Raw genomic sequence first — 24,898 nt, 5'->3', positions numbered from 1 at the left:
TGGTGGACGTGGTGGTCACTTGCTCGCCTCCTCGGCGATGGGAGAGGACGTGAGGTCGACGGTGATGCCCTCGGCCTCGGCGACCAGGCCGCCGATGGCCTCGGCGAGCGAGGCGGCCTTGATGGGCATGCCGTTGACCTGGTTGTAGCCGATGGCGTCGACGAGGTACTTGCCGCGCAGCAGCAGGCTGAGCTGGCCGAGGTTCATCTCGGGGCACAGGACCTTGTCGTAGCGCTTGAGGATCTCGCCGAGGTCCTTCGGGAACGGGTTGAGGTGGCGCAGGTGCACCTGGGCGACCTGGTATCCGGCCTTGCGGACGCGACGGCAGCCGGCGCCGATCGGGCCGTACGTCGAGCCCCAGCCGATCACCAGGACCTTGGCCTCACCGGACGGGTCGTCGACGACCAGCGGCGGGAGCGACTCGGCGATCCGGTCGACCTTGGCCTGCCGGGTGCGGACCATGAGGTCGTGGTTGGCCGGGTCGTAGGAGATGTTGCCGTGGCCGTCGCCCTTCTCGAGACCACCGATGCGGTGCTCGAGGCCGGGCGTGCCGGGGATGGCCCAGGGGCGGGCGAGGGTCTCCTCGTCACGCAGGTAGGGCCAGTACTCCTCGACGTCGGAGCCGTCCTTCGCCGTGACCGTCTGGTTGCGCTCGGTCGCGAACTTGGGATCGATGACCGGCAGGTCGTCGATCTCGGGGATGCGCCACGGCTCGGAGCCGTTGGCGAGGTAGCCGTCGGAGAGCAGCATCACCGGCGTGCGGTAGGTGATCGCGATCCGGGCCGCCTCGATGGCGGCGTCGAAGCAGTCGCCGGGCGACTGCGGGGCGACGATCGGGACGGGGGCCTCGCCGTTGCGCCCGAACATCGCCTGGAGGAGGTCGGCCTGCTCGGTCTTGGTCGGCAGGCCGGTCGAGGGACCGCCGCGCTGGACGTCGATGACCAGCAGCGGGAGCTCGGTCATCACGGCCAGGCCGATGGCCTCGGACTTGAGGGCGATGCCCGGACCGGACGTGGTCGTCACGCCGAGCGAGCCGGCGAAGGAGGCGCCGATCGCGGCACCCACGCCGGCGATCTCGTCCTCGGCCTGCAGCGTCGTGACGCCGAACGCCTTGTGCTTGCTCAGCTCGTGGAGGATGTCGGAGGCCGGCGTGATCGGGTAGGAGCCCAGGAAGACCGGGAGCCCGGACTGCACGCCCGCGGCGACCAGGCCGTACGACAGGGCCAGGTTGCCGGTGATGTTGCGGTAGGTGCCGGCCGACATCGGGGCGGGCTTGATCTCGTACTGCACCACGAAGGTCTCGGTGGTCTCGCCGAAGTTCCAGCCGGCCTTGAACGCGGTGATGTTGGCGTCGCGGATGTCGGCGACCTTCGCGAACCGCTTCTGCAGGAAGCTGATGGTGGACTCGATCGGGCGTCCGTACATCCACGACAGCAGACCGAGCGCGAACATGTTCTTCGCGCGGGCCGCGTCCTTGCGCGACAGGCCGAACTCCTTGACCGCCTCGACCGTCATGCCGGTCAGGTCGACCGGGTGCACGGAGAACTCGCCCAGCGGTGAGCCGGCGTCGCCCAGCCCGTCGAGGGGGTTGGCGTCGTAGCCCGCCTTGGTCAGGTTGCGGCCGGTGAAGTCGTGGGTGTCGACGATGATCGCCGCGCCCTTCGGGAGGTCGCCGAGGTTGGCCTTCAGGGCAGCCGGGTTCATCGCGACGAGCACGTCCGGGGCGTCGCCCGCGGTCAGGATGTCGTGGTCGGCGAAGTGCACCTGGAACGACGAGACGCCCGGCAGGGTGCCCTGGGGGGCTCGGATCTCGGCGGGGAAGTTCGGCAGCGTCACCAGGTCGTTGCCGAAGACGGCCGATTCCTGCGTGAACCGGTCACCGGTCAGCTGCATGCCGTCACCGGAGTCGCCCGCGAACCGGATGATCACCCGGTCGAGCTGCTTGACCTGCTTGGACACTGTGCGCCCACATCCCTCTGTTGCGTGCTTGTGGTCGCGCCTGCGGCCCCATGGCGGCGGGCGACCCCTCGATCGTACTCAGGGTACGTAGGAAACTGGAACACGTTCCAGTTTCGCGCGCGGATGCCGCCTCGCCCGGCTTCCCACGATAGTCGGCCGGTCGCGGCCACCCGGCGCATCTCCCCTGGTGGATCCGTGATCAGCGGCACATCGTATATTTTCCTATCCCTTGACATGGGGATGGCCACGTTGAGTAAGTCCACTAGTCTCATGGCATTAGTCGGAGGGGTGCTCCGATTCACGGGTGACGAAAGAGATGGACATGACGAACACGATCAAGGCTGCAGTGGCCCTGTCGGTCGCCGGGGTGCTGGCGCTCGCGGGCTGCTCGAGCGACTCGTCGGGTGGCAGCAGCGAGACCGTCAACATCGTCGGCTACTCCGTCCTGGAGCAGGCGAACGAAGGTGTCATCAAGGCCTTCAACGACACCGACGCCGGCAAGGACGTCGACATCAAGGGCTCGTACGGCGCCTCCGGCGACCAGAGCCGCGCGGTCGTGGCCGGCCAGAAGGCTGACGAGGTCCACCTCTCGCTGGAGCCCGACGTGACCCGCCTGGTCGACGAGGGCATCGTCGCGAAGGACTGGAAGGACAACGACACCAAGGGCATCTGCACGACGTCGATCGTGGTCATCGTCGTGAAGAAGGGGAACCCCAAGGGCATCAAGACCTGGGCCGACCTGGCCAAGCCGGGCGTCGGCATCGTGACCCCGAACCCCGCATCCTCCGGATCCGCGAAGTGGAATCTGCTCGCGGCGTACGGCTCCGTGACCGCCGGCGGCGGCAGCGACGCCGACGCGGCGGCGTACATGAAGACCTTCTTCGACAACGTCGTCGCGCTGCCCGACTCGGGCCGTGACGCGACGACCGCCTTCACCAGCGGCACCGGTGACGTCCTCCTCTCCTACGAGAACGAGGCGATCCTCGCCCGGCAGAAGGGCCAGGACTTCGACTACGTCATCCCGGACTCGACCCTGCTGATCGAGAACCCGTGCGCCCTGACCGACGGCGCCCCGAAGGCCGCGCAGGCGCTCCTGGACTTCCAGAAGAGCAAGGACGGCCAGGAGCACTACGCCGAGACGGGCTACCGGCCGCTCGTGGACGTCGGCGACCTCGAGGTCAAGGGCGCGAACGACGAGAGCGACCCGTTCCCGGCTCCGGCCAAGCAGCTGACCATCGACGGCGACTTCGGCGGCTGGGCCGAGGCGAACACGAAGTTCTTCGACGAGAAGGACGGCATCCTCACCAAGGTTCAGGCCGAAGCAGGCCAGTAGGTGGCCTCCGCGGTAGCCGTGGGCGGCCGGCCGGCGCGCAGGCGCCGGTCGACCTCCGCCCGTTCCCTGTCGCCGGCGTCGGCCTTCGGGCTCGGCGTCTCCATGATCTGGTTCAGCCTGCTGGTCCTGATCCCGCTCTCCGCGATCATCGTCAAGGCCGCCGGTGGTGGTCTGTCGACGTTCGCGGACGTCCTGACCAACCCCAACACCCGGTCCGCCCTGATCCTCACGGTGGTCTCGTCGCTGATCATCACCCTCATCAACATGGTGATGGGCACGATCATCGCCTGGGTCCTGGTCCGCGACCGGTTCCCCGGCAAGGGTCTGCTCGACCTGGTCATCGACATCCCGTTCGCGATGCCGACGATCGTGGCCGGTCTGGTGCTGCTCTCGCTCTACGGCCCGGAGAGCCCCATCGGGGTCGAGGTCAACAGCACCCGCTGGGCGGTGCTGCTGGCGATCGCGTTCGTGACGCTGCCGTTCGTCGTCCGCACGGTGCAGCCGGTGCTCGAGGAGCTCGAGACCGACGTCGAGGACGCCGCGGCGTCCCTGGGCGCCACCCGGTTCACGACCTTCCGCCGCGTGATCCTGCCGTCGCTGGTGCCGGCCATCTTCGCCGGTGCCGCGCTGTCCTTCGCCCGCGGCATCAGCGAGTACGGCGCGCTGGTGCTCATCTCCGGCAACCTGCCGCGCAAGACCGAGGTCGTGTCGGTGCGGCTCTTCTCGTTCCTCGAGGGTGGCAACACCGAGGCGGCCGCCGCGGTCGCCACGATCATGCTGCTCATCGCGCTGCTGGCGATCGTCGCCCTCGACGTGATCCAGCGACGGGTGGCTCGCCGTGGCTAGGCCGAGCGCCGCCGTGGGCAACGGCTCCCCGGTCGTGAAGTGGGTGCTGCGCCTGCTGGTGATCGGCTACCTGGTGATGCTGGTGGCCTGGCCGACGGCGTACATCGTCAAGCACACGTTCGCCGACGGCCTCGGCGGCATCCGGGACGCGCTGTCCGACCCCGACGTCGTGCACTCGCTCAAGCTGACGGCCCAGGTCGCCGTCACCGCCGTCCTGATCAACCTGGTCTTCGGCGTGGGCATGTCGCTGCTGCTGGTCCGCTACACCTTCTGGGGCAAGCGGGCGCTCTCGGTCCTGATCGACCTGCCCCTGTCGGTGTCGCCGGTCGTCGTGGGCCTGGCGCTGGTCCTCGTCTACAACGGCCGCTTCGGGTGGTTCGGGCCGTGGCTCGAGGACCAGGGTCTCCAGGTCATCTTCGCCAAGCCCGGCATGGTCATGGCGACCTGCTTCGTGATCCTGCCGCTCGTGATCCGCGAGGTCGTCCCGGTGCTCGAGGAGCTCGGCGACGACCAGGAGCAGGCCGCGCGCAGCCTGGGCGCCAACAGCTGGCAGACCTTCCGCCGGATCACGCTGCCCGGCATCAAGTGGGCCGTCGTGTACGGCGTCGTGCTGAGCCTCGCGCGCGCCCTCGGCGAGTTCGGGGCCGTCAAGGTCGTCGCCGGCAACGTCGGCGGCGAGACCCAGGTGGCCACCGTGCTGGTCCAGCAGAAGTACCAGAACTTCGAGCAGGAGACGGCGTACTCCGTGGCCTTCATGCTGGTCTTCGCGGCAGTGTTGTGCCTGGTCGTCGTCGCCCTGTTGCGTCCCAAGGAGTCAAAGTGAGCATCGAGATCAAGGGCGTCAACAAGAGGTTCGGTGACTTCGTTGCACTCGACGACGTCAACGTGTCCCTGCCCACCGGCCAGCTGACCGCCCTCCTCGGGCCGTCCGGCGGCGGCAAGTCGACCCTCCTGCGGATCATCGCGGGTCTCGACGCGGCCGACTCCGGCTCGATCAGCATCGAGGGGACCAACGCGACCGATCTGCCGCCGCAGAAGCGCAACGTGGGCTTCGTCTTCCAGCACTACGCGGTCTTCAAGCACATGACGGTGGCCAAGAACGTCGCCTTCGGGCTCGAGATCCGCAAGCGCCCCAAGGCGGAGATCGCCGAGCGGGTCGACGAGCTGCTCAAGCTCGTGCACCTCTCGCAGTTCGCGCACCGGCTGCCCTCGCAGCTCTCGGGTGGTCAGCGCCAGCGGATGGCGCTCGCGCGAGCGCTCGCCGTCGAGCCGACGGTGCTGCTGCTCGACGAGCCCTTCGGTGCGCTCGACGCGAAGGTCCGCAAGGAGCTGCGCGACTGGCTGCGCCGCCTCCACGACGAGGTGCACGTGACGACGGTGTTCGTCACCCACGACCAGGAGGAGGCCCTCGAGGTCGCCGACGAGATCGTGGTCATCAACGAGGGCCGGGTCGAGCAGGTCGGGACCCCCGACCAGCTGTACGACGAGCCGGCCAACGACTTCGTGATGGGCTTCCTCGGCGAGATCACCACGCTCAACGGGGTGATGCTGCGCCCCCACGACGTGCTCCTGTCGCTGACCCCGCAGGAGTCCGACGCCGCCGAGGGCACCGTCTCGCGCCTGCTCCGGGTGGGCTTCGAGGTCCGGGCCACGGTGCTGACCGACGACGGCGACGAGGTGACCGTGGTGCTCACCCGCACGCACGCCCGCCAGCTGTCCCTGGAGACGGGCACGCGGGTGTGGATCACCGCGGCGCCCGGGGCGCTGACGATGCCGTCGACGAAGGTCGTCGCCGCACGCTGATCGGGGGCGGACCGAGACCGACGAGCCGTCGGGCGTCGTCGGTCGCGGTCCGCACCGACGTCAGCGGCGGTTGGTGAACTGCACCGCGAAGTCGTAGTCCTGCGCCCGGACCAGGGCCTGCACGGCCTGCAGGTCGTCGCGCTTCTTCGAGGAGATCCGCAGCTCGTCGCCCTGGATCTGCGCCTTGACGCCCTTGGGGCCCTCGTCCCGGATCAGCTTGGAGATCTTCTTGGCGTCCTCCGAGGAGATGCCCTCCTTGAGCGCGATCGAGATCTTCGAGAGCTGCCCCGACTGGCGCGGCTCCGAGGCGTCGAGGATCTTCAGGCTCTGCTGACGCTTGATGAGCTTGTCCTTGAAGACGTCGAGCACGGCGGTGGCGCGGTCGTCGGCGGACGCCGAGATCTCGATCGCCTCGTCGCCCTGCCACTCGATGGTGGCGCCGGTGCCCTTGAAGTCGAACCGCGTCGCGATCTCGCGAGCCGTCTGGCCGAGCGCGTTGTCGACCTCCTGGCGGTCGATCTTGCTGACGATGTCGAACGACGAGTCGGCCATCTCCACTCCTTCGTCTGCGGCACCCTGAGAAGGGGGTGCGTGGGTTTTCGTCTGCCGCGGGGGCTGCGCTATTGTTTCGCCTTGTTGTCGCCGAGCCAAACGGCCAGCGAGAACCACCCGGCAGGTTGCCCGAGCGGCCAATGGGAACGGACTGTAAATCCGTCGGTGTATACCTACGAAGGTTCGAATCCTTCACCTGCCACTGGAAGACATTCCAGGCGTCCGGCCCCCACCACCGTGTGGGGGCTCGGTGCATTTTCGGGGGCGCTGCCGCCCCGCATCCGACGCCCGGTGTGATTTCGGACGCATTGGGTCCTTTAGGGCTTCGGTCGCCCTACGCTACGGGCGAGCAGCGGCCGACCGGCGTCGCGCCCACGTCGAACGGAACACACCACCACCATGCGCAAGATCCTCGCCCCGGTCCTCGTCGGCCTCGGCGCCTTCCTCGTCGTCGCCGCCGTCCTCGCCCAGACCTGGGCCCCGGGCCAGCTCGAGCGGACGCCGCTCGACACCGACAACACGACGTACCTCTCCGGCACCGCCAGCGTGGCCGGCGGTGAGGACCTGAGCCTCCAGGAGTCCCCGGCCCTCGCGTTCAGCGTCAGCCGCGTCGACCCCGACGCCTCCGACGACGACGTCGTCGCCTGGAACACCTCGCTGTGCGTCGTGCGGGACCAGGGCGGCATCGACGGCTGCGTCGACGCCGACGACGCCCAGGGCCGTCTGATCAGCGCCGAGACCGAGGCGTTCGCGACCGACCGGCGCACCGGCCTGACCGTCCCCAACGGCGACTACGTCCCGGCAGGCACGCCGCAGCAGAAGGGCCTGCAGAACAAGTGGCCCTTCGGCGCCGAGAAGAAGACCTACCCCGTGTGGGACGGCATGGTCGGGGCCACGGTCGACGCGACGTACGAGGGCACCGAGAAGATCGACGGGCTCGAGACCTACCGCTACCGGACCGACGCGAGCGCCGACGGCGTCGAGGTGATCACCGGCACGACCGGCAGCTACCTCCAGACCACCGACTACAACATCGAGCCGCGGACCGGCGCCATCATCAAGCAGGTCGTGCACCAGGAGCGCGTCGCCGACGGAGTCGGCAAGATCCTCGACCTCGACCTCGGGTTCACTGATGACCAGGTCCAGACCAACGTCGACGACGCCGGGTCCAACATCTCGAGCCTGCGACTGATCGAGACCGTCGTGCCCGTCGTCGGGTACGCCGCCGGCGTGGCCGCGCTCGTGCTCGGGTTCCTGCTCCTGCTGCTGCGCCGGCGTGGGCCGCAGGCCGCCTAGCCCCGCGGCGATGCGCTACGCGGGGATCGGTGCCCGGCCGCGGCGTTCTCGTGGTGCGCGCCACACCGGGCCGCTAGCCTCACGCTCGTGAACCCGTTGAACCGCGTGCTCAGCCGCGGCGTGCAGGCCGGCTGGCGATGGTTGGACCGGGTCGGCCAGATCGTCCCGGGCACACACGCGGCCGACCAGTTCGGCAGCCTCGGCCGGGGGACCAGCATCGGCTTCCCGATGGCGACGCTGATGGGTCAGCGCTCGATCCACATCGGCGAGGACACGCTGATCGGCCGCAACGTCAGTCTCTCCGTCGGGTACGGCGTCCTCGACACCCGCGCTCCGGAGCGGGCGCTGGTGATCGGTGACCGCAGCGTGATCGGCGCCCGGTGCACGATCGTCGCGCACGAGTCGATCGTGATCGGCGACGGTGTCTGGTTCGGCCAGGACATCTTCGTGTCCGACGCGAGCCACGGCTACCAGGACCCCGAGCTGCCGATCGGTGAGCAGTTCGGCACCCACGACCCGGTCGAGATCGGCGACGGCACCTGGATCGGGCACGGCGCGATCATCCTGCCGGGCGCGCGGATCGGACGCAACGTCGTGGTCGCCGCCGGCTCGGTGGTGCGCGGCGTGGTCGAGGACCACACGGTCGTCGGCGGCGCGCCCGCCCGGGTGCTGCGCCGGCTCGAGCCGGGCGTCGGGTGGGTCGGCACGCGGGGCGACGTACGACCGGTGCTGCACGGGCCGTTCGGGCTGGCGGCGGCCGCGGTGGTCGCCGCGGACGAGGCGACCGCGTAGCCGCTCGTCCCTCACCATCGGCTACTGCAGGACGGTCAGCACCCCGGCGACCAGGAAGCCGATCACGGTCAGGAGCCCGACCAGGCGCCCACCGTGCTGGTAGGACTCCGGGATCATCGAGTCCGCCAGCATCATCAGCACGGCGCCGCCGCCGAACGCGCTCGCGTAGGTGCCGACGTGGTCGAGGTGGTGGGCCATCAGGTAGCCCAGCAGCGACGCGACGCCGCAGGCGATCGTCAGCAGCGTCCACATCACCGTGATCCGGCGTCCTGAGGTGCCGGCCTCCTGCAGGCTCGTCGTGCCGGCCAGGCCCTGAGGGATGTTGGACACGAAGATCGCGGCCAGGAACGCCAGGCTGATCGAGCCGCCCAGGGCCAGGCCGAGACCGAGGATGAACGCCTCGGGAATGCCGTCGAGCAGCGCGCCCAGGAACATCGCCATCCCGGAGCCGCCCTCGGCCCGGCCCGTGCCGACCGCCACCCGGGCCTCGCCGCCGCCCTTGTCGACCAGCCGGTCGCCGACGTAGTAGGTGAGCGCGCCGACCAGGGCGGCGACGATGATCTGCCAGCCGTCGTCGATGTTCGCCTCGGGGATCAGCTCGTAGGCGACCGCGGCGAGCAGGGTGCCGCCACCGAAGCCCATCATCAGGCCGACCGCACGCTCCGACCTCCCGAGCGGCTTGGCCAGCAGCTGGCCGAGGAAGAGCGCCGCGGAGGAGAAGAGTCCCCAGAGGAGCGCCGCCGCCATCTAGGCCACGGCTCTCGTCGCGGTGCCCGCTGCGCGACCGACGGATCCGGGGGACATGGCCTCAGATGATCCCGGGGACCTGGATCTCGCCGGTGTAGATGGGGGAGTCCTTGCGGGAGAGCAGCTCGCGCCGTTCCTCGACGGAGAGGGCCTCGACCTGGGCGCGTACGTCCGAGGGGAAGCCGCTCACCTCGGCCGCCTCGTCGACCGGCACGATCGTGTGCACGATCCGGTCGTCGTACAGGTGCACCATGGTCATCGCCTGGTGGCCGTCGACGCCGGACACGAACCGCTCGAGCGGGGCCGGGTCGGAGGTGTAGCAGGTCGCGGAGGCGACCGAGACCGGGATGCCGGCGAAGGTCGAGTACGTCGAGTAGTGGAAGTGACCGCCCAGGATGCAGCGCACGTCGGTGCCCTCGAGCACGGCCGCGAGCCGGTCCTGCTCGAGCAGCTCGATCACCTCAGCGGCGGGCATCATCGGGATCGGGATCGGCGGGTGGTGCAGCGCCAGCAGGGTGCCGTGCGGCGCCGGGGTCGCGAGCACCTCGGCGAGCCACGCGAGCTGGGCGTCGCTGATCTCGCCGTGGTGGTAGCCAGGGACGCTGGTGTCGAGGGAGACGATCCGCAGCCCGTCGACGTCGTGGACCCGGTCCTGGGTCGCGTCGTCACCGTCGGCGAGCGTCTCGTCGAAGAGCTGCGCGGCGTACGTCGCCCGCTCGTCGTGGTTGCCCATCACCCAGACGACCTGCGCACCCATCGCCGCGGCGACCGGCTCGACGAACGCACGCAGGCGGGCGTACGCCGCCGGCTCGGCCCGGTCCGCGAGGTCGCCGGTGAAGACCAGGGCCTGGGGCAGCGGGTCGAGGCGGGCGATCCGGGCCAGCGCGAGGGCCAGCCCGACCTCGGTGTCGACGACGCCGTACTGCTTGGCCCCGTCGGCGAGCAGGTGCGGGTCGCTGAGGTGGGCGATGACGTGCCCCGGCGCGGGGTACTGGCCGAACTGCACGTCGTCACGCTACCGGGCGGTCGGCCCGCAGCGTGCAGACTGGGCGCGTGGCAGGCATCCGGCGTGGCGAGCACCGCCCTGGACGGCGGAGGCGGGCGGTGGTCTGGCTCGGGGTCGCGCTGATCCTCGGTGGCCTGTGCGTGCTCGGCTACGTCGGCTGGCAGCTGTACGGCACGACGTACCTGTCCAAGCGCGACCAGCGCGCGACGGTCGCGACCACCGAACGGGCCTGGTCCCAGGACGGGCAGGGCACGGTCTCGGCCGGGGAGCGCCAGGATCTCGAGGACGTCGCGGACGTCGCGGCCCTGATTCGTATCCCGAGGCTCGGGGAGCAGTACGTCGTACCTGCTCGTGTCGGCACCGACGACGACACCCTCGCGCGCGGCTTCGGGATCCTCGAGGGGTCACCGGAGCCGGGAGGGGTCGGCAACCTCGCGCTCGCCGGTCACCGGATCACCCACGGCGAGCCGCTGCGACAGATGCCCGACCTCGACGCCGGCGACGAGGTCGTGGTCGAGACCCCGGACGCCGTCTCCACCTACGTGCTCGACACCGCCGGCGACGCCCTGACCGTCGACATCGACGCCGGGTGGGTGACCGGGCCCGACCCGGTCGACCCGGCGACCGGATCGCCGATCTCGGAGCAGGCCGGGTCGACGCGACTGCTGACGCTGGTGACCTGCGCCGAGCTGTTCCACACCGACAACCGGCTCGTGGCCTTCGGCCACCTGGTCTCGACCGAGCCGAAGACGACCCCGGGCTGAGCCCCACGGCTCGCCGGCGCTCATGCGGTCCCCGTGTCGGGGTACCAGCCGGACATGACCACGACGGGACCCGACGGCCGCGAGCACCGCGGCGACGACGACCACGACCAGGACTCCGACCCGCCGACGCCCTTCGGCGAGGAGCCGACCGTGCCGGACCAGGACACCGACGAGCCTGGCGCGCACCCCGACCCCGAACCCGGCGGCGGCGGCTGAGCGGAGCTGCTCGAGCACCGGTCGGGTGCAGCGCGCCCGACCGGACCCACCCGGCCTCGGACGTGGCCCCACCCCACCGCGGGTGTGGTGCGACCACCCGTGAGGTCGGCACGATCGGGGACATGACGAACGGCCTGCACCCCGCCAGAGCGGCGTCATGCCCGGGTGCGACCGCTGGCGGCAGGGATCAAGGGCGCCGGGTGCCGGGCGTTCCTGGGGTCGGACGTCACGGCGGAGGAGTGGGTGCAGAGGGGAGGCCGGCATCATGCCTGACCAACCAGCGCCGCCCGGAGACGACAACGGGTCGACGCGGTACCTCGCAGCTCCGACGCTGACAGTCTGGATCTACGACTCGGCGATGGGAGCCGTCGCCGGCGAGGTCCGGCTGAAGGACCTCCGGCAGCGCGACGCGCTCCGGGTCCACGACGCCATCACGGTGTCCTGGCTGCCCGGGGCGCACGTGCCTCGCATCGGCCACCTCCGGCGGGAGACGTCGGCGGCAGCGGCTCGCAACTCGCTGCTCGGCGGACTGGTCGACCTGCTCCTGCGACCGCCCGTCGCCGGAGCGCCTCCCGATGCCGTGGTCACGGCGCTCGCACAGCGCCTGCGCGGGACGGGCATCGACCAGATCTTCCTGGACGACGTGAAGCGGCAGCTGCACCCCGAGTCCTCGGCCCTGCTGGTGCTCTCCAGCGATGTCGACCTCGACCAGGTCCGACCCGTCATCGAGCGCGGGCTGGCCCACGGCGACGTCATCCTCATGCACGCACGGCTCCCCGACAACGCTCCCGAGCTGCTCCGGGAGGCGGTGCAGGACCAGCTGGCCCGGACCCAGGGCTGACGAGGACCGACGGCCGGTCGGACCCGCGGACCGAGCAGCCACGGCATGGCCGACACCACCGACGAGAGCGAGCGATCCATGGCGAACACCCCGAGCGGACGGGTCGTCCGTGCCCGTGTCCTCGGTGCCGTGCTCGCGCTCGTGCTGCTGACAGCGTGTGAGGGCGGCAGTGCAGACCGGCCGGTCGCCGAGCCGACCCGGACCGCACTGCCCTCCGTGAGCGCCGACCTGCCGACGCCGACCCGGAGCCCGTCCCGACCGGCGGGTCCCTCGACCTCGGCGAGCGTCGAGTCGTCGCCGACGCCCTCACCAGCACCGACGTCGACCCCGACGCCCACCCCGACTCCCACACCCACCCCGACTCCCACACCGACGCCGTCTCCCACACCGACGCCGACGATTGCGCCGTCGAGCCGACCGGCCCCGACCGCGAGCAGCGCGCCGCTGCTCACGGCGAGCGCCGTGGCCACGGTCACGGTGACCGCGACCGCGGACGCCGTCCTCAAGCCCTCCGCGCTCAGCGCCACGCCCAGTGCGAGTCCCACCCAGCCGCCGGCGACCAGCAGCCCGGCAGCCGCCGATGCGTCAGCAGAGGAGCCATCCGACTCGTCCTCGTGGCTGTGGTGGCTGCTCGGACTGGTCGCCCTCGCGGCCGCCGTGTCGATCCCGTGGGCCGTGCGGTCGCGGCGGCGGAGGGCTCGCTAGAACTCCACGGCGGCGGTGGGCCGGCCGTCGGAGCGCAGCGCGTGCCACAGCTCGCGGGCGGCACCGGCGCGCTGCTCGGTGACCAGCCCCGCCTCGGCCAGGCCGAGCAGGCTGACTCCGCCGAGGTACGTCGCGCCGAGGACCTCGACCGGGAGGCGGAGGTCCGCCTCGGCGGTCGTCCGCTCGACGGTGGCGGCGCCCGAGTCGTCGGCGTGGATGCGCCAGCGGCCCTCGTTCCACGGCGCGGCGCGGTCGGCGACGTCGACCACGACGTCGCACGGCGCGGTCCAGGCGCGGTCCATGAGTGCCTCGGGGAGGTCGACGAGGCGGATCCAGAGGCTGTCGTACGTCTCGATCCCGGAGGTCGCCCGCGGGCCGCCGGCCCACAGCAGGACCGGGTCGTCCGCGCCGACGGCGCCCAGCTTGACCTCGGTGACCAGGTCGAAGTCGACGAGTCGTCTCAGCAGCGCCAGCCGGGTCGCGGGCTCACCCACGACCGTCCAGACCTGCAGCGCGCTGGCGGGACGCGCGTGCTCCCACTTCTCGTTGCGGCGGAACATCGCGAACCCGACGTCGACGCCGTCGCGTCGGGCGAAGAGCACCCGCCACGGCTCCTTGCCCCGCAAGTCCTCGGGCAGCTGCAGGCAGATCCGCTGGTAGTACTCCAGCGCGCCGACCACGGTGCCCAGCTCGGCGGTCGCCAGGTGGCAGGCCCGCAGCCGTGCAGGCATGTCGGGCTCGGAGACCGTGGTCATCCGGGTGGTGATGCCCGCCGCGGCCTCGTCCAGGCCCGGAGCGGTCAGCGTCGCACCCCGCGAGAGGCGGACCTCGAGCTCCAGGGAGGCCAGCCCGTAGCCGTGGCGGCCGTAGATCGCCGGCTCGCTGGCGTGCAGCGCGGAGACGTGCATGCCGGGCTCGGCGTGCACCTGCTCGAAGTGGTGGCGCAGCATCGCCGTGAGCACGCCCTGACGTCGGTGGTCGGGATGCACGCCGACCCAGGTCAGTCCGGAGCACGCGACCGGACGGGTGCCGCCGTCGGGGCCGGGGATCGCCAGGGTGAGCGGGAACGTGCCGTACACGCCGGGGTACGTCGCCGGGTCGGCACCGTCCTGCTCGGCCGCGAAGCGCTGGTCCGGACGCAGCCCGGTCAGCTGCACCTCGGTGTCGGCGGACGCCACCTCGGCGAACCACACGGTCTGGTCGGTGGCGAGGTAGCGGTCGGCGTCGGTCGCCAGCCCTACTCGGATCTGCGAGGTGCTCATCCCACCACCCAAGCGGTGCGGTGGTGCGACCACAACCCGATTACAGGCCGTCCTGGTCCAGGTGGGCGGGCTCGGACTCGGTCGGTGACCGGCGCAGCTCGTGGACGATCTCGTCGCGCAGACCGGACCACCGGATGCCCAGCCGCACGGCCCCCGCCGTGACCGCCGCCAGCACGCTGATCCATCCGAGCACCGCGACGATCAGCGCGAGGGCCGCGGGCACGGGACTCTCGTCGTAGTCGCCGTCGGGCCACGCGCCGAAGGCCCAGGCGGTGCCGACGACGGCCGCCACGGCGCCGAAGAGCGCGAGTGCTGCCACGGTGTTCCCTGCGTCCGCCCGATCGTTCGCCATGGGGGGAGCGTAGACCAGGTCAGGACCCGGGGGGCTGGACCCGACCGCGCACCTCGCCGAGGGCGATCCGGCCGCCGCCGGTGCCGGGGGCGCTGTAGCGGAGCACGACCTCGTCGCCGTCGGCGAGGTACGCCGACTCGTCGCCCCAGCCGATCTCGAGCAGGGAGCCCCGCTGCTCCGGCTCCGGCCCGCTGATGGTGCCGGAGCCGTAGAGGTCCCCCGTGCGCAGCGAGGCGCCGTTGACGGTCAGGTGCGCCAGCATCTGGGCCGGCGACCAGTACATCGTGCGGTACGGCGGACGGCTCACGACCTCGCCGTTGAGCACCACCTCGACGTCGATGTCGAGGCCGCGGGTGAGATCAGGGCCCAGGTAGGGCAAGGGCTCCGGGTCCTGACCGGGCAGCTCCACCCACGCTGCCGCGAGGGCGGCGACCGGCGTGACCCAGTGCGACACCGACGTCGCGAACGACTTGCCGAGGAACGGCCCGAGCGGCACGTACTCCCACGCCTGGATGTCGCGCGCCGACCAGTCGTTGAGCCCGACCACGCCGAAGACGTGGTCGGCGAACGCGCCGTACGGGACGGGCGTCCCGAGCTGGGAGCCGACGCCGACCACGAAGCCCAGCTCCGCCTCGATGTCGAGGCGTCGCGAGGCGCCGTACGTCGGGCCGTCGGCCGCGGGCCGCTGGCCGCGTGGTCGCACGATCGGCGTGCCCGAGGGGACCACCGTGCCCGCGCGGCCGTGGTAGCCGACGGGCAGGTGGCGCCAGTTGGGCAGCAGGGCGGCGCCGTCGGGGCGGAAGATCCGCCCGACGTTGGTGGCGTGGTGGATCGAGGCGTAGAAGTCGACGTAGTCGGCGACCTCGATCGGCAGGTGCAGCTCGACGTCGCGCAGCGGGACCGTCGCGGCGCCGGCCTCGAGCAGGCGGCGCGCCTCGGCCCGGGTCTCGGCCCAGACGTCGGGGCCGAGCGCCATGAAGGCGTTGAGGGACGGCGTCGCCAGCTCCGGTCGACCGGTCGCCGCGGCCAGGTCCAGGACGTCGTCGCCGATCCTGACCCCGACCCGTCGCGTGCCCCCGACCGGCGAGAAGACGCCGTACGGCAGGTGGTCGAGCCCGAAGCCGTCAGTCATCTGCGCGACCCGCATCCAAGAGGCCCAGCTCCAGCAGGTCCTCGAGCGCCTCGTCGACCGCGCAGGAGCCGAAGGACGTGAACCACCGCCGCGCGCCGGCCAGGTCGAGGCCGCGCGCGGTCGCCACGAGCGCGGCGGGCTCCCGCTGCTCGAGCAGTTCCACCACGTCCGTCGGTGGGCTGCCGTCGAACGCGAGCCGGGTCGCGACGAGCAGGTTGAGGAAGCCGTGGTGCTCGAACCCCTCCGCGCCCGTGTGGCGCACCGCGCGATGCAGCCCGGCCGTGCACTTGTACGGCGTCTCGCGATCCAGTGCCGCGTCGATCCAGCCGGCGAGGGTGGTGGCCGTGGGGAAGGCGTGCGCCTCCAGGCCGCCGGTCCGGAGCTTGAGGCGGTGCTCGGCCGCGGCGACCTCGTCGGCCGCTCGGAGCCAGGTCGTCTCGGGACAGGAGCCGGGGATCTCGATGTAGATCGGCACGTGGTCGTCCAGGACGCCCTCCGCGCGGGCGGCGTCGACGGCGGCGACCACCCGGCGGGCGGCGCCGACCGGGTCCGCGGGGTCCCGCAGCGCGATCTCGAGGCCCTCGACGGCGACGTGCAGCTTGCGGCCGAGGCCGGCGGCTCCCGCGACCTGACCGGCGCCGCCGGTGACGACCACCGACAGCGCGAGCGGGGTGCCGCGCAGGAGCGGGATGTCGGTGTCGCGGACCACGAACGTGCCGACCAGGTCGGCGTACGCCGCGTGCCGGCGGGCCTGGTGCGCGGCCGCGGCCTCGTGGATCGGCGCGTCCCCGGGCGGGAAGATCGCGGCGTCGTCGACGAAGGAGGTCCATGTGCCGTCGGTCACCACGGGACTAACGTAACCAGACATGGCGTACTACCGCGCGGTGGGCGAGATCCCGCCGACCCGACACACCCAGCACCGCGACCCCGAGGGTCGGCTCTACTACGAGGAGCTGATGGGGGAGGAGGGCTTCTCCTCCGACTCCTCCCTGCTCTACCACCGGGGCGTGCCGTCGGCGATCGTCGCCTCCGAGGTCTGGGAGCTGCCCGACCAGGGCCGCACGCCCAACCACCCCCTCAAGCCGCGGCACCTCAAGCTCCACGAGCTCGAGACCGGCCTGGATGCCGTCGAGGGGCGCCGGCTGGTGCTTGGCAACAACGACGTCCGGATCTCGTACGTCGTGACCGGGACCGACCCGTCGCCGTACTACCGCAACGCGATCGGGGACGAGTGCGTGTACGTCGAGTCCGGGAGCGGCGTGGTCGTGACGGTCTTCGGCGTCGTCGACTACCGCGCCGGCGACTACGTGATCGTGCCGCGGGCGACCACGCACTGCTGGGTGCCGGCCGAGCCGAGCCGGCTCTACGCGATCGAGGCCAACAGCCACATCGCCCCGCCGAAGCGCTACCTCTCGCGCTACGGCCAGCTGCTCGAGCACGCGCCGTACTGCGAGCGCGACCTCTACGGCCCCACCGAGCCGTTCCTGGTCGACGGCACGGACGTCGACGTGCTGGTGAAGCACCGCACCAGCGCCGGGGTCGTCGGCACCCGGCTGACGTACGCGACGCATCCCTTCGACGTGGTCGGGTGGGACGGCTGTCTCTACCCCTACACCTTCAACATCGAGGACTACATGCCGATCACCGGCAAGGTGCACCAGCCGCCACCGGTGCACCAGGTCTTCGAGGGACACAACTTCGTGATCTGCAACTTCCTGCCGCGCAAGGTCGACTACCACCCGCTGTCGATCCCGGTGCCGTACTACCACTCCAACGTCGACAGCGACGAGGTGATGTTCTACGTCGCCGGCGACTACGAGGCGCGGAAGGGGTCGGGCATCGGGCTCGGCTCGATCTCGTTGCACCCCGGTGGCTACGCCCACGGCCCGCAGCCGTCCGCGATCGAGGCCTCGCTGGGCGTCGACTACTTCGACGAGTCTGCCGTCATGGTCGACACCTTCGCGCCGCTCGACCTCGGCGAGGGCGGGCTCGCGGCCGAGGACCCGGCGTACGCGTGGACGTGGGCACGTCAGCCCTGACCCAGCCACCGCTCCGAGAACGACGTCGACCCGCCCGAAGGTTCTCGGGCGGGTCGACGGTGGAGGGACCAGGGTCAGGGAGCGACCGGCTGGTCCGTCAGCTTCTTGAAGGTGTACGCCGTGCCGATGATGACCAGCGGCACGGTCACCAGGAGGCCGACGCCGCACGCGATGGCACCGGCGGCGGCGACCAGGCCGCCGACGATGTACCAGATGAGCGTGTCGCCGAGGTTGTCCTTGATCAGCTCGAAGCTGGCCTTCACCGCCTCGACCGGCGAGAGGCCCTTGTCGATGACGAAGAACAGCGTGTACGACGTCAGGAACGCCACCACGATGCCGGGCAGGTAGCAGAGGATGTAGCCGACGCCGGTGAGGACGCCGACCAGCAGGCTCGCGAGCACGACCGCGCCGATGCCCTCGGTCTTGAACAGCTCCGACACCTGGAATCGCCGTCCCTCGGTGATGCCGAGTGCGCCGCGGATGATGCCGGCGCCGACGATCTGCGCGACGACGAAGACGAATCCGAACGCCAGTCCGCTGACGATCATCCGCCAGAGGAAGCCCGAGCCGTCGTCGCACACCAGGTTGGTCGCGGAGTCGTTGAGCTCGCAGCTCGGGCTGCTCGTCAGCAGCGCGATGAAGCCGAAGGCGATCGCGACCGCCGCGGCGTACACGACGAAGAGGACCAGGGCCGCGAGCAGGATCTGCCCGAGGTTGTCCTGGAACTTCGCCCAGCCGTAGGAGAGGGCAGCGCCCAGGTCCCACTTCTTCGTGGCGAGTCCCGGAGGGGGCGGAGGCGCCTCGCCGTACCCGCCCGCGGGCGCGCCGTACGACGGCGGCGGTGGCGGCGGCGGCGGTGCGGCTTCCTCGCCGACCGGCGGCTGGGGGGGAACTGCCTCGCCCTCAGGCTGCGGGTCCTCGGGCGGGGGTACGTTCGTTGACATCGAGATGCTCCTGCGTTGGTCCGTCGGTGAGGCGGTCGCCTGAAGGTAGCGGTGAGCGTGGTCATCCAGACAGGCACCAATGGGCTATTTCCACGGGAGTCCCCGGATGCGAGTGCGGGTACCGCTCCCGGTACTTGCCTCGAGGGACAGGATGGAGCCATGGGACGACGAGCGCGTGAGCACGAGATCGACGAGGCCGACGTCACGGTCGGCAAGCCCAAGCACTACGCCGCGGGCGTGCCCGCGGTCACGGTCGCGATGAGGCGCTCGCTCGAGCAGATGGGCGTCGTCCGCACGGCGCGCACCCTGCTCCGTCTCAACCAGGTCGACGGCTTCGACTGCCAGGGATGCGGTTGGCCGGATCCGGACGCCGAGCACCGTCACACCGCGGAGTTCTGCGAGAACGGCGCCAAGGCCGTCGTGGACGAGGCGACCCGCAACCACCTCGACCGGGAGTTCTTCGCCCGGCACTCGTTGGCCGACCTGGCGGAGCACACCGACTACTGGCTCAACCAGCAGGGCCGGATCACCGAGCCGATGGTGGTGCGCGACGGCGCGACCCACTACGAGCCGATCAGCTGGGACGACGCCTTCGCGATGATGGGGCGACACCTGCGGGCGATCGAGCCGGACCAGGCCGTGTTCTACACCTCCGGCAAGGTCTCGAACGAGGCGGCGTTCCTCTACCAGCTCTTCGCCCGCGCCTACGGCACCAACAACCTGCCCGACTGCTCGAACATGTGCCACGAGTCGACGTCGGTGGGTCTGGCCGAGGTGATCGGCATCGGCAAGGGATCGGTCACGCTCGACGACGTCCACGACGCCGACCTCATCGTGATCATGGGGCAGAACCCCGGCACCAACCACCCCCGGATGCTCAGCGCCCTCGAGATCGCCAAGCAGCACGGCGCGAAGATCATCGCGGTCAACCCGCTCAAGGAGGCGGGACTCCTGCGGTTCAAGAACCCGCAGACCCCCCGGGGCATCGTCGGACCGGGCACCGGGCTCGCCGACCTCTACCTCCAGGTGCGCACCAACGGCGACCTCGCGCTGCTCCAGGCGCTCGGGCACCTGCTGCTGCAGTGGGGCGCGATCGACCGCGACTTCATCGAGGAGCACACCGTCGGCTTCGAGGAGTACGCCGAGGCCTCGCGCCACCTGGACTGGGACGACGTCCTCGCCTCGAGCGGCCTGAGCCGCGCCGAGATCGAGGAGGCCGCACGGATGCTGCAGGCCTCCTCCAAGACGGTCTTCTGCTGGGCGATGGGGATCACCCAGCACCACAACGCGGTGGCCACGGTTAAGGAGATCGCCAACGTCGCCTTCCTGCAGGGCAACATCGGCAAGCCCGGCGCCGGGCTGTGCCCGGTGCGCGGCCACTCCAACGTGCAGGGCGACCGCACCATGGGCATCTGGGAGCGTGTGCCGGACCACTTCCTCGACTCCCTGCAGGCCGAGTTCGGCTTCGACCCCCCGCGCGAGCACGGGTACGACACCGTGGCATCCATCAAGGCGCTGCGCGACGGCAAGGCGAAGGTCTTCGTGGGCCTCGGCGGCAACTTCGTCTCCGCCGCCCCGGACACGTCCGTGACCGAGGACGCGCTCCGCTCGGCCGACCTGACCGTGCACGTCTCCACCAAGCTGAACCGGTCGCACGTCGTCCACGGTCGCGAGGCGCTGATGCTGCCGGTGCTCGGCCGCAGCGAGAAGGACCTGACCGGCGGGATCCGCCAGCGCGTGACGGTCGAGGACTCGATGTCGGCGGTGCACTCCTCCAAGGGCCCGCTGGCACCGGCCTCGAAGCACCTGCGCTCCGAGGTCGACATCATCTGCACGCTGGCCGAGGCGACGCTCGACGACGGCCGGGGCATCCCGTGGTCGGAGTTCCGGGCGGACTACTCCAACATCCGGCGACGGATCTCGCGGATCGTGCCCGGGTGCGCGGCGTACGAGGAGAAGGTCGACCAGCCGGGCGGCTTCACGCTGCCGCACCCGCCGCGGGACACCCGGACCTTCGAGACCGAGAAGGACCGCGCCATCTTCACCGTCAGCCCGATGGAGGTGCTGCAGATCCCGGAGGGCCGCCTGGTGCTGCAGACGATCCGGTCCCACGACCAGTTCAACACCACGATCTACGGGCTCAGCGACCGCTACCGCGGGATCGAGGGCGGTCGGCGGGTGATCTTCCTGCACCAGGACGACATCGCGGCCCTGGGCTTCGCGGAGGGTGACTACGTCGACATCATCAGCGAGTGGAAGGACGGCTCGGAGCGTCAGGTGCCGACCTTCCGGATCGTGGCGTACGACCAGCCCCGCGGGTGCGCGGCGGCGTACTACCCGGAGACCAACCCGCTGGTGCCGCTCGGCCACACCGCGGAGGGCAGCAACCAGCCGGCGTACAAGTCGGTGATCGTGCGGCTGGAGCGGTCCACGGGTGGACGGACCGGCGTGACCCAGGCGAGCGACGCCAACAAGGTGGTGCCGAGCTCCTCCAGTCGCGGTGACGAGACCAAGCGAGCGGTCCAGCCGCACCACCTGTCCTGAGGCGCGTCACAATGGCGGTGTGAGCAACCTCGAGGACAGGCCGGCCGAGCTCGACTGCCACACCGCCACCGGGTCGGGCGTCGAGATCATGACCCCGCGCGACGTCCCGCTCGGCGGGCCGCGCGCGATGCGCGTACGCCGTACGCTCCCGCAGCGCGAGCGCTCGCTGATCGGCGCCTGGTGCTTCGTCGACCACTACGGGCCGGACGAGGTCGCCGAGAGCGGCGGCATGGTCGTCCCGCCGCACCCGCACACCGGGCTGCAGACGGTGAGCTGGCTCTTCACCGGCGAGGTCGAGCACCGCGACAGCGCCGGGCACCACGCGATGGTGCGACCCGGCGAGGTCAACCTGATGACCGCCGGTCGCGGCATCAGCCACTCCGAGGTCTCGCCGTCGTCGACGACGACCCTGCACGGCGCCCAGCTGTGGGTCGCGCTGCCCGACGCCGACAGGTTCGTCGACCCGACCTTCGCCCACCACGCGCCGGAGCCGGTGCGCGGCGAGGGCTTCGAGGCGCGGGTGTTCCTGGGCTCGCTGCTCGGCGACACCTCGCCGGTGTCGACGTACACCCCGCTGCTCGGCGCCGAGGTGGTGCTCTCTCCCCGCACGTCGGTCGTCCTCGACGTCGACCCGACCTTCGAGCACGGTGTCCTCGTCGACTCCGGCGCGCTGTCGGTCGCCGGGGTCGAGGCCGCGCAGCACGACCTCGCCTACGTGCCGCCCGGGTCCTCGACGATCGAGCTCACGTCGACCGACGAACCGGTCCGGCTGCTGCTCCTCGGTGGGCCGCCCTTCGGCGAGGCCATCGTGATGTGGTGGAACATCGTCGCCCGCACCCACGAGGAGGTCGTCGCCTGGCGCGACGAGTGGCAGGCCCAGATCGTCGACGGCCGACTCGCCGACGGCCCCTTCGGCATCCCGGTCGGCGACCACCGCCCCCCCATCCCAGCGCCCCCGCTCCCCAACGTCCGCCTGAAGGAACGCCGCTAGCAAGAGGACGCGTCGGCCATCGGTGATCAAGGTGTCCTGGCACGCCGTCCGCGGTGGTTGAGGAGGAGCGGTACGCCGTCCCGGTGGCTGGGAAGACGCGGTACGTCGCCCCGGTGGTTGAGGTGCGAGGCGCGCTAGCGCCGAGCCTCGAAACCCCCGCAGGAAAACCAAGGCAATGTGCGGAGCATCCAGCTCCGCTCGGGTCGGCCGCCGACAGGCCGGGTACGCGGGTACGGCGCGCAGTGGGTTGCGGCCATCCGGTGGTTGAGGTGCGAGGGCCGCCAGGCCCGAGCCTCGAAACCCCGCAGCGAAGGCAGGGCAATGAGCGTGACCTTCGGGTGGGCTCGGCTCGTTCGCCGACAGGCTGGCTACGCCGGGTACGGCGGCCGGCTTCTCGGTGGTTGAGGTGCGAGGCGCGCTAGCGCCGAGCCTCGAAACCCCTGCAGCGAAGGCAGGGCGATGGGCTCGGCCTTCGGGTGCATTGGGGTCGTTCGCCGACAGGGCGACTACGCGGGTACGGCGCGCAGTGGTTGCGGCCGCCTGCCGGGTCCCCGCTGGTTGAGGTGCGAGGGCCGCCAGGCCCGAGCCTCGAAACCACCCTGGACGACACCCGGTTCCTGCAGTTCGAACGCTGATGGATGCCCCTCCACAGGCCGTCAATGCAGGTGTGGATGAACTCCTCGGATCGTGACTCCTTCGTGACCCAGAACCCTGTGAAAACAGGGGTTCTGAGCCTCTGACTGTCGGTGGTCAGTGCTTGGCTAGAACCATGACCACGATGACCACACCCCACCACCAGGTGGCATTGGTGACCGCGCAGATGCGTACTGCTGCCGACGCTCTGGTGGGGGCGTCGGTGTGGTCGATGAGCGCTCCGGAAGCCGCCACAACGCTTCTGGAACTGGGCCGCCTGAAGGCTCAGGTGGTCGAGCTCAAGACCCGCGTCGCCGCGCACGCCGACGAGGTCCAGGTCGGCACCGATGTCGGCGCCACGAGCACGTCGAACTGGTACGCCCACCAGACCCGCGAGACCAGGTCGGCGGCATACCGGACCGTGCGCCGCGGGTACGACCTCGGCATCTACGACCGGGTCCGATCAGGGCTCGCCCGCGGCGACCTGCGCCTGGAGCAGGCCGACGTGATCATCCGGTCGATCAAGGCACTCCCGGACGGTCTCGACCCGGACCTGCTGATCAAGGCCGAGGAGCACCTCGTCACAGCCGCGGAGGAGCACGACGCGAAGCGCCTCACCATCCTCGGGCGCCGGCTCCTGGAGGTCATCGCACCCGACCTCGCCGACCAGCACGAGTCCGACCTCCTCGAACGTGAAGAAGCCAAAGCAGCACAAGCGTGCCGGCTCACGATGAGCGACGACGGCCACGGCAAGGTCCACGGACGCTTCACGTTGCCCGCGTTGCAGGCAGCCGAGCTGAAGAAGATGCTCCTCGCGCTCGCCGCCCCCAAGCACCTCGCCGCCACCCACGGCCCCGGGATGGAGAGACGGCCCGGACCCGAGCGGATGGGCCGAGCCTTCTGCGAGCTCATCGACCGCATCAGCGCGAAAGACCTCCCCCAGCTCGGAGGACGGGACGCGACCATCGTGGTCACCATCGACCACGACACCTTCCTCGGCCGGCTGGACAAGGCCGGGGTCATCGACACCGGAGAGCGCATCAGCGCAGCCGCCGCCCGCCGATTGGCGTGCACCGCGAGGATCATCCCCGTCGTCCTCGGCGCGGACTCCGAGGTCCTCGACGTCGGGAGAGCACGACGGTTCTTCACCAAGGCCCAGCTCACCGCCATGACCCTGCGCGACGGCGGCTGCGTGACCGAGGGCTGCGACTGGCCGCCCTGGATGTGCCACGCCCACCATTGGACCAGATGGGCCGACGGTGGCCCTTCCGACCTCGGCAACGCCGGACTCCTCTGCCCAAGACACCACGCCCGCGCCCACGACCCGGCGTACGCAATGGAGCAGCACCACAGCGGCGAGGTCACCTTCACCCGACGCCAATAGGCCGCCCACTCAAGCAGGGTCGTTGCGCATCGGGGACCGCCCGGGTCCGCCGATGGGTGGATTCGGCGGCAGCCGCGTCGCTGATCCGGCTGCTCATCGGGACGATCGCCGGCGTCTTCTCGGCGAGCTGCGCTGTGCTCGCCGGGGTGAAGTCCGCTGAACACCGATTGGCTGTCCGCTCGGGCGCCCGCCGGTTCTGATGTACGCCGTCCTTCCACACCAGCAGGGAGGGCATGACCTGCGCGGTGACGCCGACGCCCGAAGACTCACTCGGATTCGACGGCTGGAGTCCCCGCTGCGCGGGAACGCTGCTCGACATGGGTCTGTTCTCTCGTCACGCATCGGTGTCCCGCGATCTCCGCGACCGCGACTACGTGCTCACCGGATGCCCACTGGTCGCTCACGACGACCGCGTTGTGCTGGTCGACGTCACCGTGCGCCTGACCGTGCGGCACCCCACGGACGAGAGGGATGTCCCGCTCGGGTACGACCCCGCAGATGAGCGAGCGATGCACGCCGTCTGCGTCACGGTGCTGCGTCTGATGGCTGAAGAGGTGTCGTCGGAGGACCTGATGGTCGGGCGTGCCGGTGTGGCAGAGGCTGTCGAGCGAGCGCTCTCCTTCGCGCCGGTGGGTGCCGGCCTCGATGCACGCGTGACGAGCGTTGACGTGCGTCCGTACGACGAGCACCTCCTGGCGCAGGCGCACGAGTTCCGGATCGTCACGTCCTGACCGAGGGCCCGTCCGGGTTGGCGCGA

At 70.8% G+C, this 24,898-nt stretch carries 24 protein-coding genes and 1 tRNA gene; 16 read left to right on the top strand and 9 right to left on the bottom strand.

Going from position 1 to position 24,898, the window contains the following annotated elements:
• Nucleotides 1-15: 15 nt before the first annotated feature.
• Nucleotides 16-1,959: a 2-oxoacid:acceptor oxidoreductase subunit alpha gene (locus N542_RS0107345; RefSeq protein ID WP_028643373.1), complete on the bottom strand. Its 1,944-nt coding sequence runs from the start codon at nucleotides 1,957-1,959 to the stop codon at nucleotides 16-18.
• A gap of 322 nt (nucleotides 1,960-2,281) precedes the next feature.
• Between N542_RS0107345 and N542_RS0107340 the strand changes: the two genes are divergently transcribed.
• The 4 genes from N542_RS0107340 to N542_RS0107325 are packed head-to-tail and all read left to right on the top strand — an operon-like array spanning nucleotide 2,282 to nucleotide 5,941.
• On the top strand, nucleotides 2,282-3,292 hold the full coding sequence (locus N542_RS0107340) for a sulfate ABC transporter substrate-binding protein (protein WP_028643372.1): 1,011 nt from the start codon (nucleotides 2,282-2,284) through the stop codon (nucleotides 3,290-3,292).
• A complete protein-coding gene (gene cysT, locus N542_RS0107335) occupies nucleotides 3,293-4,138 on the top strand; it encodes a sulfate ABC transporter permease subunit CysT (RefSeq protein WP_028643371.1) in 846 nt (281 codons plus the stop codon). It abuts the gene before it with no gap.
• On the top strand, nucleotides 4,131-4,961 hold the full coding sequence (locus N542_RS0107330) for a sulfate ABC transporter permease (RefSeq protein WP_231482535.1): 831 nt from the start codon (nucleotides 4,131-4,133) through the stop codon (nucleotides 4,959-4,961). Before cysT ends, N542_RS0107330 begins: the two co-directional genes overlap by 8 nt.
• Nucleotides 4,958-5,941: a sulfate/molybdate ABC transporter ATP-binding protein gene (locus N542_RS0107325; RefSeq protein ID WP_028643369.1), complete on the top strand. Its 984-nt coding sequence runs from the start codon at nucleotides 4,958-4,960 to the stop codon at nucleotides 5,939-5,941. The genes N542_RS0107330 and N542_RS0107325 overlap by 4 nt, the downstream gene beginning before the upstream one ends.
• Nucleotides 5,942-6,001: 60 nt before the next feature.
• Here N542_RS0107325 and N542_RS0107320 read toward each other — a convergent pair whose 3' ends face one another.
• Nucleotides 6,002-6,493 (bottom strand): YajQ family cyclic di-GMP-binding protein, encoded by a 492-nt coding sequence (locus N542_RS0107320; RefSeq protein WP_028643368.1) that lies wholly within the window; start codon nucleotides 6,491-6,493, stop codon nucleotides 6,002-6,004.
• A 119-nt stretch (nucleotides 6,494-6,612) separates the two neighbouring features.
• Here N542_RS0107320 and N542_RS0107315 point away from each other — a divergent pair.
• The 3 genes from N542_RS0107315 (at nucleotide 6,613) to N542_RS28265 (ending at nucleotide 8,581) form a co-directional block, all read left to right on the top strand.
• A tRNA-Tyr gene (locus N542_RS0107315) sits at nucleotides 6,613-6,695 on the top strand.
• 197 nt (nucleotides 6,696-6,892) lie between these two features.
• Nucleotides 6,893-7,789 carry a DUF3068 domain-containing protein gene (locus tag N542_RS0107310; protein ID WP_028643367.1) on the top strand — a complete coding sequence of 299 codons (897 nt, stop codon included), beginning with the start codon at nucleotides 6,893-6,895 and terminating at the stop codon, nucleotides 7,787-7,789.
• Nucleotides 7,790-7,876: 87 nt separating this feature from the next.
• On the top strand, nucleotides 7,877-8,581 hold the full coding sequence (locus N542_RS28265) for an acyltransferase (protein WP_051551476.1): 705 nt from the start codon (nucleotides 7,877-7,879) through the stop codon (nucleotides 8,579-8,581).
• A gap of 21 nt (nucleotides 8,582-8,602) precedes the next feature.
• On the opposite strand, the gene N542_RS0107300 is transcribed toward N542_RS28265, so the two are convergent.
• Nucleotides 8,603-9,328: a ZIP family metal transporter gene (locus N542_RS0107300; protein WP_028643366.1), complete on the bottom strand. Its 726-nt coding sequence runs from the start codon at nucleotides 9,326-9,328 to the stop codon at nucleotides 8,603-8,605.
• A gap of 61 nt (nucleotides 9,329-9,389) precedes the next feature.
• Nucleotides 9,390-10,334, bottom strand: coding sequence for a metallophosphoesterase (locus N542_RS0107295; protein ID WP_028643365.1), 945 nt, complete (start codon nucleotides 10,332-10,334; stop codon nucleotides 9,390-9,392).
• Nucleotides 10,335-10,381: 47 nt separating this feature from the next.
• Here N542_RS0107295 and N542_RS0107290 point away from each other — a divergent pair, with 47 nt between their 5' ends.
• From N542_RS0107290 to N542_RS27810, 4 genes are all read left to right on the top strand, one after another.
• Nucleotides 10,382-11,098: a sortase domain-containing protein gene (locus N542_RS0107290; RefSeq protein WP_197025888.1), complete on the top strand. Its 717-nt coding sequence runs from the start codon at nucleotides 10,382-10,384 to the stop codon at nucleotides 11,096-11,098.
• 54 nt (nucleotides 11,099-11,152) lie between these two features.
• Nucleotides 11,153-11,314, top strand: a complete 162-nt coding sequence (locus N542_RS0107285) for a hypothetical protein (protein WP_155992884.1) — start codon at nucleotides 11,153-11,155, stop codon at nucleotides 11,312-11,314.
• A gap of 265 nt (nucleotides 11,315-11,579) precedes the next feature.
• Nucleotides 11,580-12,155: a DUF1269 domain-containing protein gene (locus N542_RS0107280; protein ID WP_197025887.1), complete on the top strand. Its 576-nt coding sequence runs from the start codon at nucleotides 11,580-11,582 to the stop codon at nucleotides 12,153-12,155.
• A gap of 45 nt (nucleotides 12,156-12,200) precedes the next feature.
• Complete coding sequence (locus N542_RS27810) at nucleotides 12,201-12,860, top strand: hypothetical protein (protein ID WP_028643361.1); 660 nt, start codon at nucleotides 12,201-12,203, stop codon at nucleotides 12,858-12,860.
• On the opposite strand, the gene N542_RS23795 is transcribed toward N542_RS27810, so the two are convergent.
• Genes N542_RS23795 through N542_RS27085 form a run of 4 tightly spaced genes read right to left on the bottom strand, consistent with a single transcriptional unit; the run spans nucleotide 12,857 to nucleotide 16,450 of the window.
• The gene (locus tag N542_RS23795; protein WP_051551475.1) at nucleotides 12,857-14,122 is read right to left on the bottom strand and encodes a GNAT family N-acetyltransferase; all 1,266 of its coding nucleotides are present in this window, start codon (nucleotides 14,120-14,122) and stop codon (nucleotides 12,857-12,859) included. The genes N542_RS27810 and N542_RS23795 overlap by 4 nt on opposite strands.
• A 40-nt stretch (nucleotides 14,123-14,162) precedes the next feature.
• Nucleotides 14,163-14,474 (bottom strand): hypothetical protein, encoded by a 312-nt coding sequence (locus N542_RS0107265; protein ID WP_028643360.1) that lies wholly within the window; start codon nucleotides 14,472-14,474, stop codon nucleotides 14,163-14,165.
• Nucleotides 14,475-14,493: 19 nt separating this feature from the next.
• Nucleotides 14,494-15,606, bottom strand: coding sequence for a fumarylacetoacetase (fahA, locus tag N542_RS0107260; protein WP_231482532.1), 1,113 nt, complete (start codon nucleotides 15,604-15,606; stop codon nucleotides 14,494-14,496).
• Complete coding sequence (locus N542_RS27085; protein ID WP_231482531.1) at nucleotides 15,599-16,450, bottom strand: hypothetical protein; 852 nt, start codon at nucleotides 16,448-16,450, stop codon at nucleotides 15,599-15,601. The genes fahA and N542_RS27085 overlap by 8 nt, the downstream gene beginning before the upstream one ends.
• Before the next feature lie 22 nt (nucleotides 16,451-16,472).
• Here N542_RS27085 and N542_RS0107250 point away from each other — a divergent pair, with 22 nt between their 5' ends.
• Nucleotides 16,473-17,645, top strand: coding sequence for a homogentisate 1,2-dioxygenase (locus N542_RS0107250; protein ID WP_028643358.1), 1,173 nt, complete (start codon nucleotides 16,473-16,475; stop codon nucleotides 17,643-17,645).
• A 74-nt stretch (nucleotides 17,646-17,719) separates the two neighbouring features.
• Here N542_RS0107250 and N542_RS0107245 read toward each other — a convergent pair whose 3' ends face one another.
• Nucleotides 17,720-18,589: a hypothetical protein gene (locus N542_RS0107245; RefSeq protein WP_028643357.1), complete on the bottom strand. Its 870-nt coding sequence runs from the start codon at nucleotides 18,587-18,589 to the stop codon at nucleotides 17,720-17,722.
• 159 nt (nucleotides 18,590-18,748) lie between these two features.
• On the opposite strand from N542_RS0107245, the gene N542_RS0107240 reads away from it, so the two are divergent.
• The 4 genes from N542_RS0107240 to N542_RS0107220 all read left to right on the top strand — a co-directional run bounded on the left by N542_RS0107240 (nucleotide 18,749) and on the right by N542_RS0107220 (nucleotide 24,872).
• Complete coding sequence (locus N542_RS0107240) at nucleotides 18,749-21,133, top strand: FdhF/YdeP family oxidoreductase (RefSeq protein WP_028643356.1); 2,385 nt, start codon at nucleotides 18,749-18,751, stop codon at nucleotides 21,131-21,133.
• A 19-nt stretch (nucleotides 21,134-21,152) separates the two neighbouring features.
• Nucleotides 21,153-22,124: a pirin family protein gene (locus N542_RS0107235; protein ID WP_028643355.1), complete on the top strand. Its 972-nt coding sequence runs from the start codon at nucleotides 21,153-21,155 to the stop codon at nucleotides 22,122-22,124.
• Nucleotides 22,125-22,902: 778 nt separating this feature from the next.
• Complete coding sequence (locus tag N542_RS26490) at nucleotides 22,903-24,141, top strand: HNH endonuclease signature motif containing protein (protein ID WP_231482530.1); 1,239 nt, start codon at nucleotides 22,903-22,905, stop codon at nucleotides 24,139-24,141.
• Nucleotides 24,142-24,374: 233 nt separating this feature from the next.
• Entirely contained in the window at nucleotides 24,375-24,872 is a 498-nt protein-coding gene (locus N542_RS0107220; RefSeq protein WP_155992883.1) for a hypothetical protein, read from the top strand.
• Nucleotides 24,873-24,898 lie beyond the last annotated feature (26 nt).

It is taken from the genome of Nocardioides sp. URHA0020 (genome assembly GCF_000620705.1).
GTDB lineage: Bacteria > Actinomycetota > Actinomycetes > Propionibacteriales > Nocardioidaceae > Nocardioides.
The sequence above is the reverse complement of the archived record's forward strand: the minus strand, read 5'-3'. Positions and strand labels throughout refer to the sequence as shown.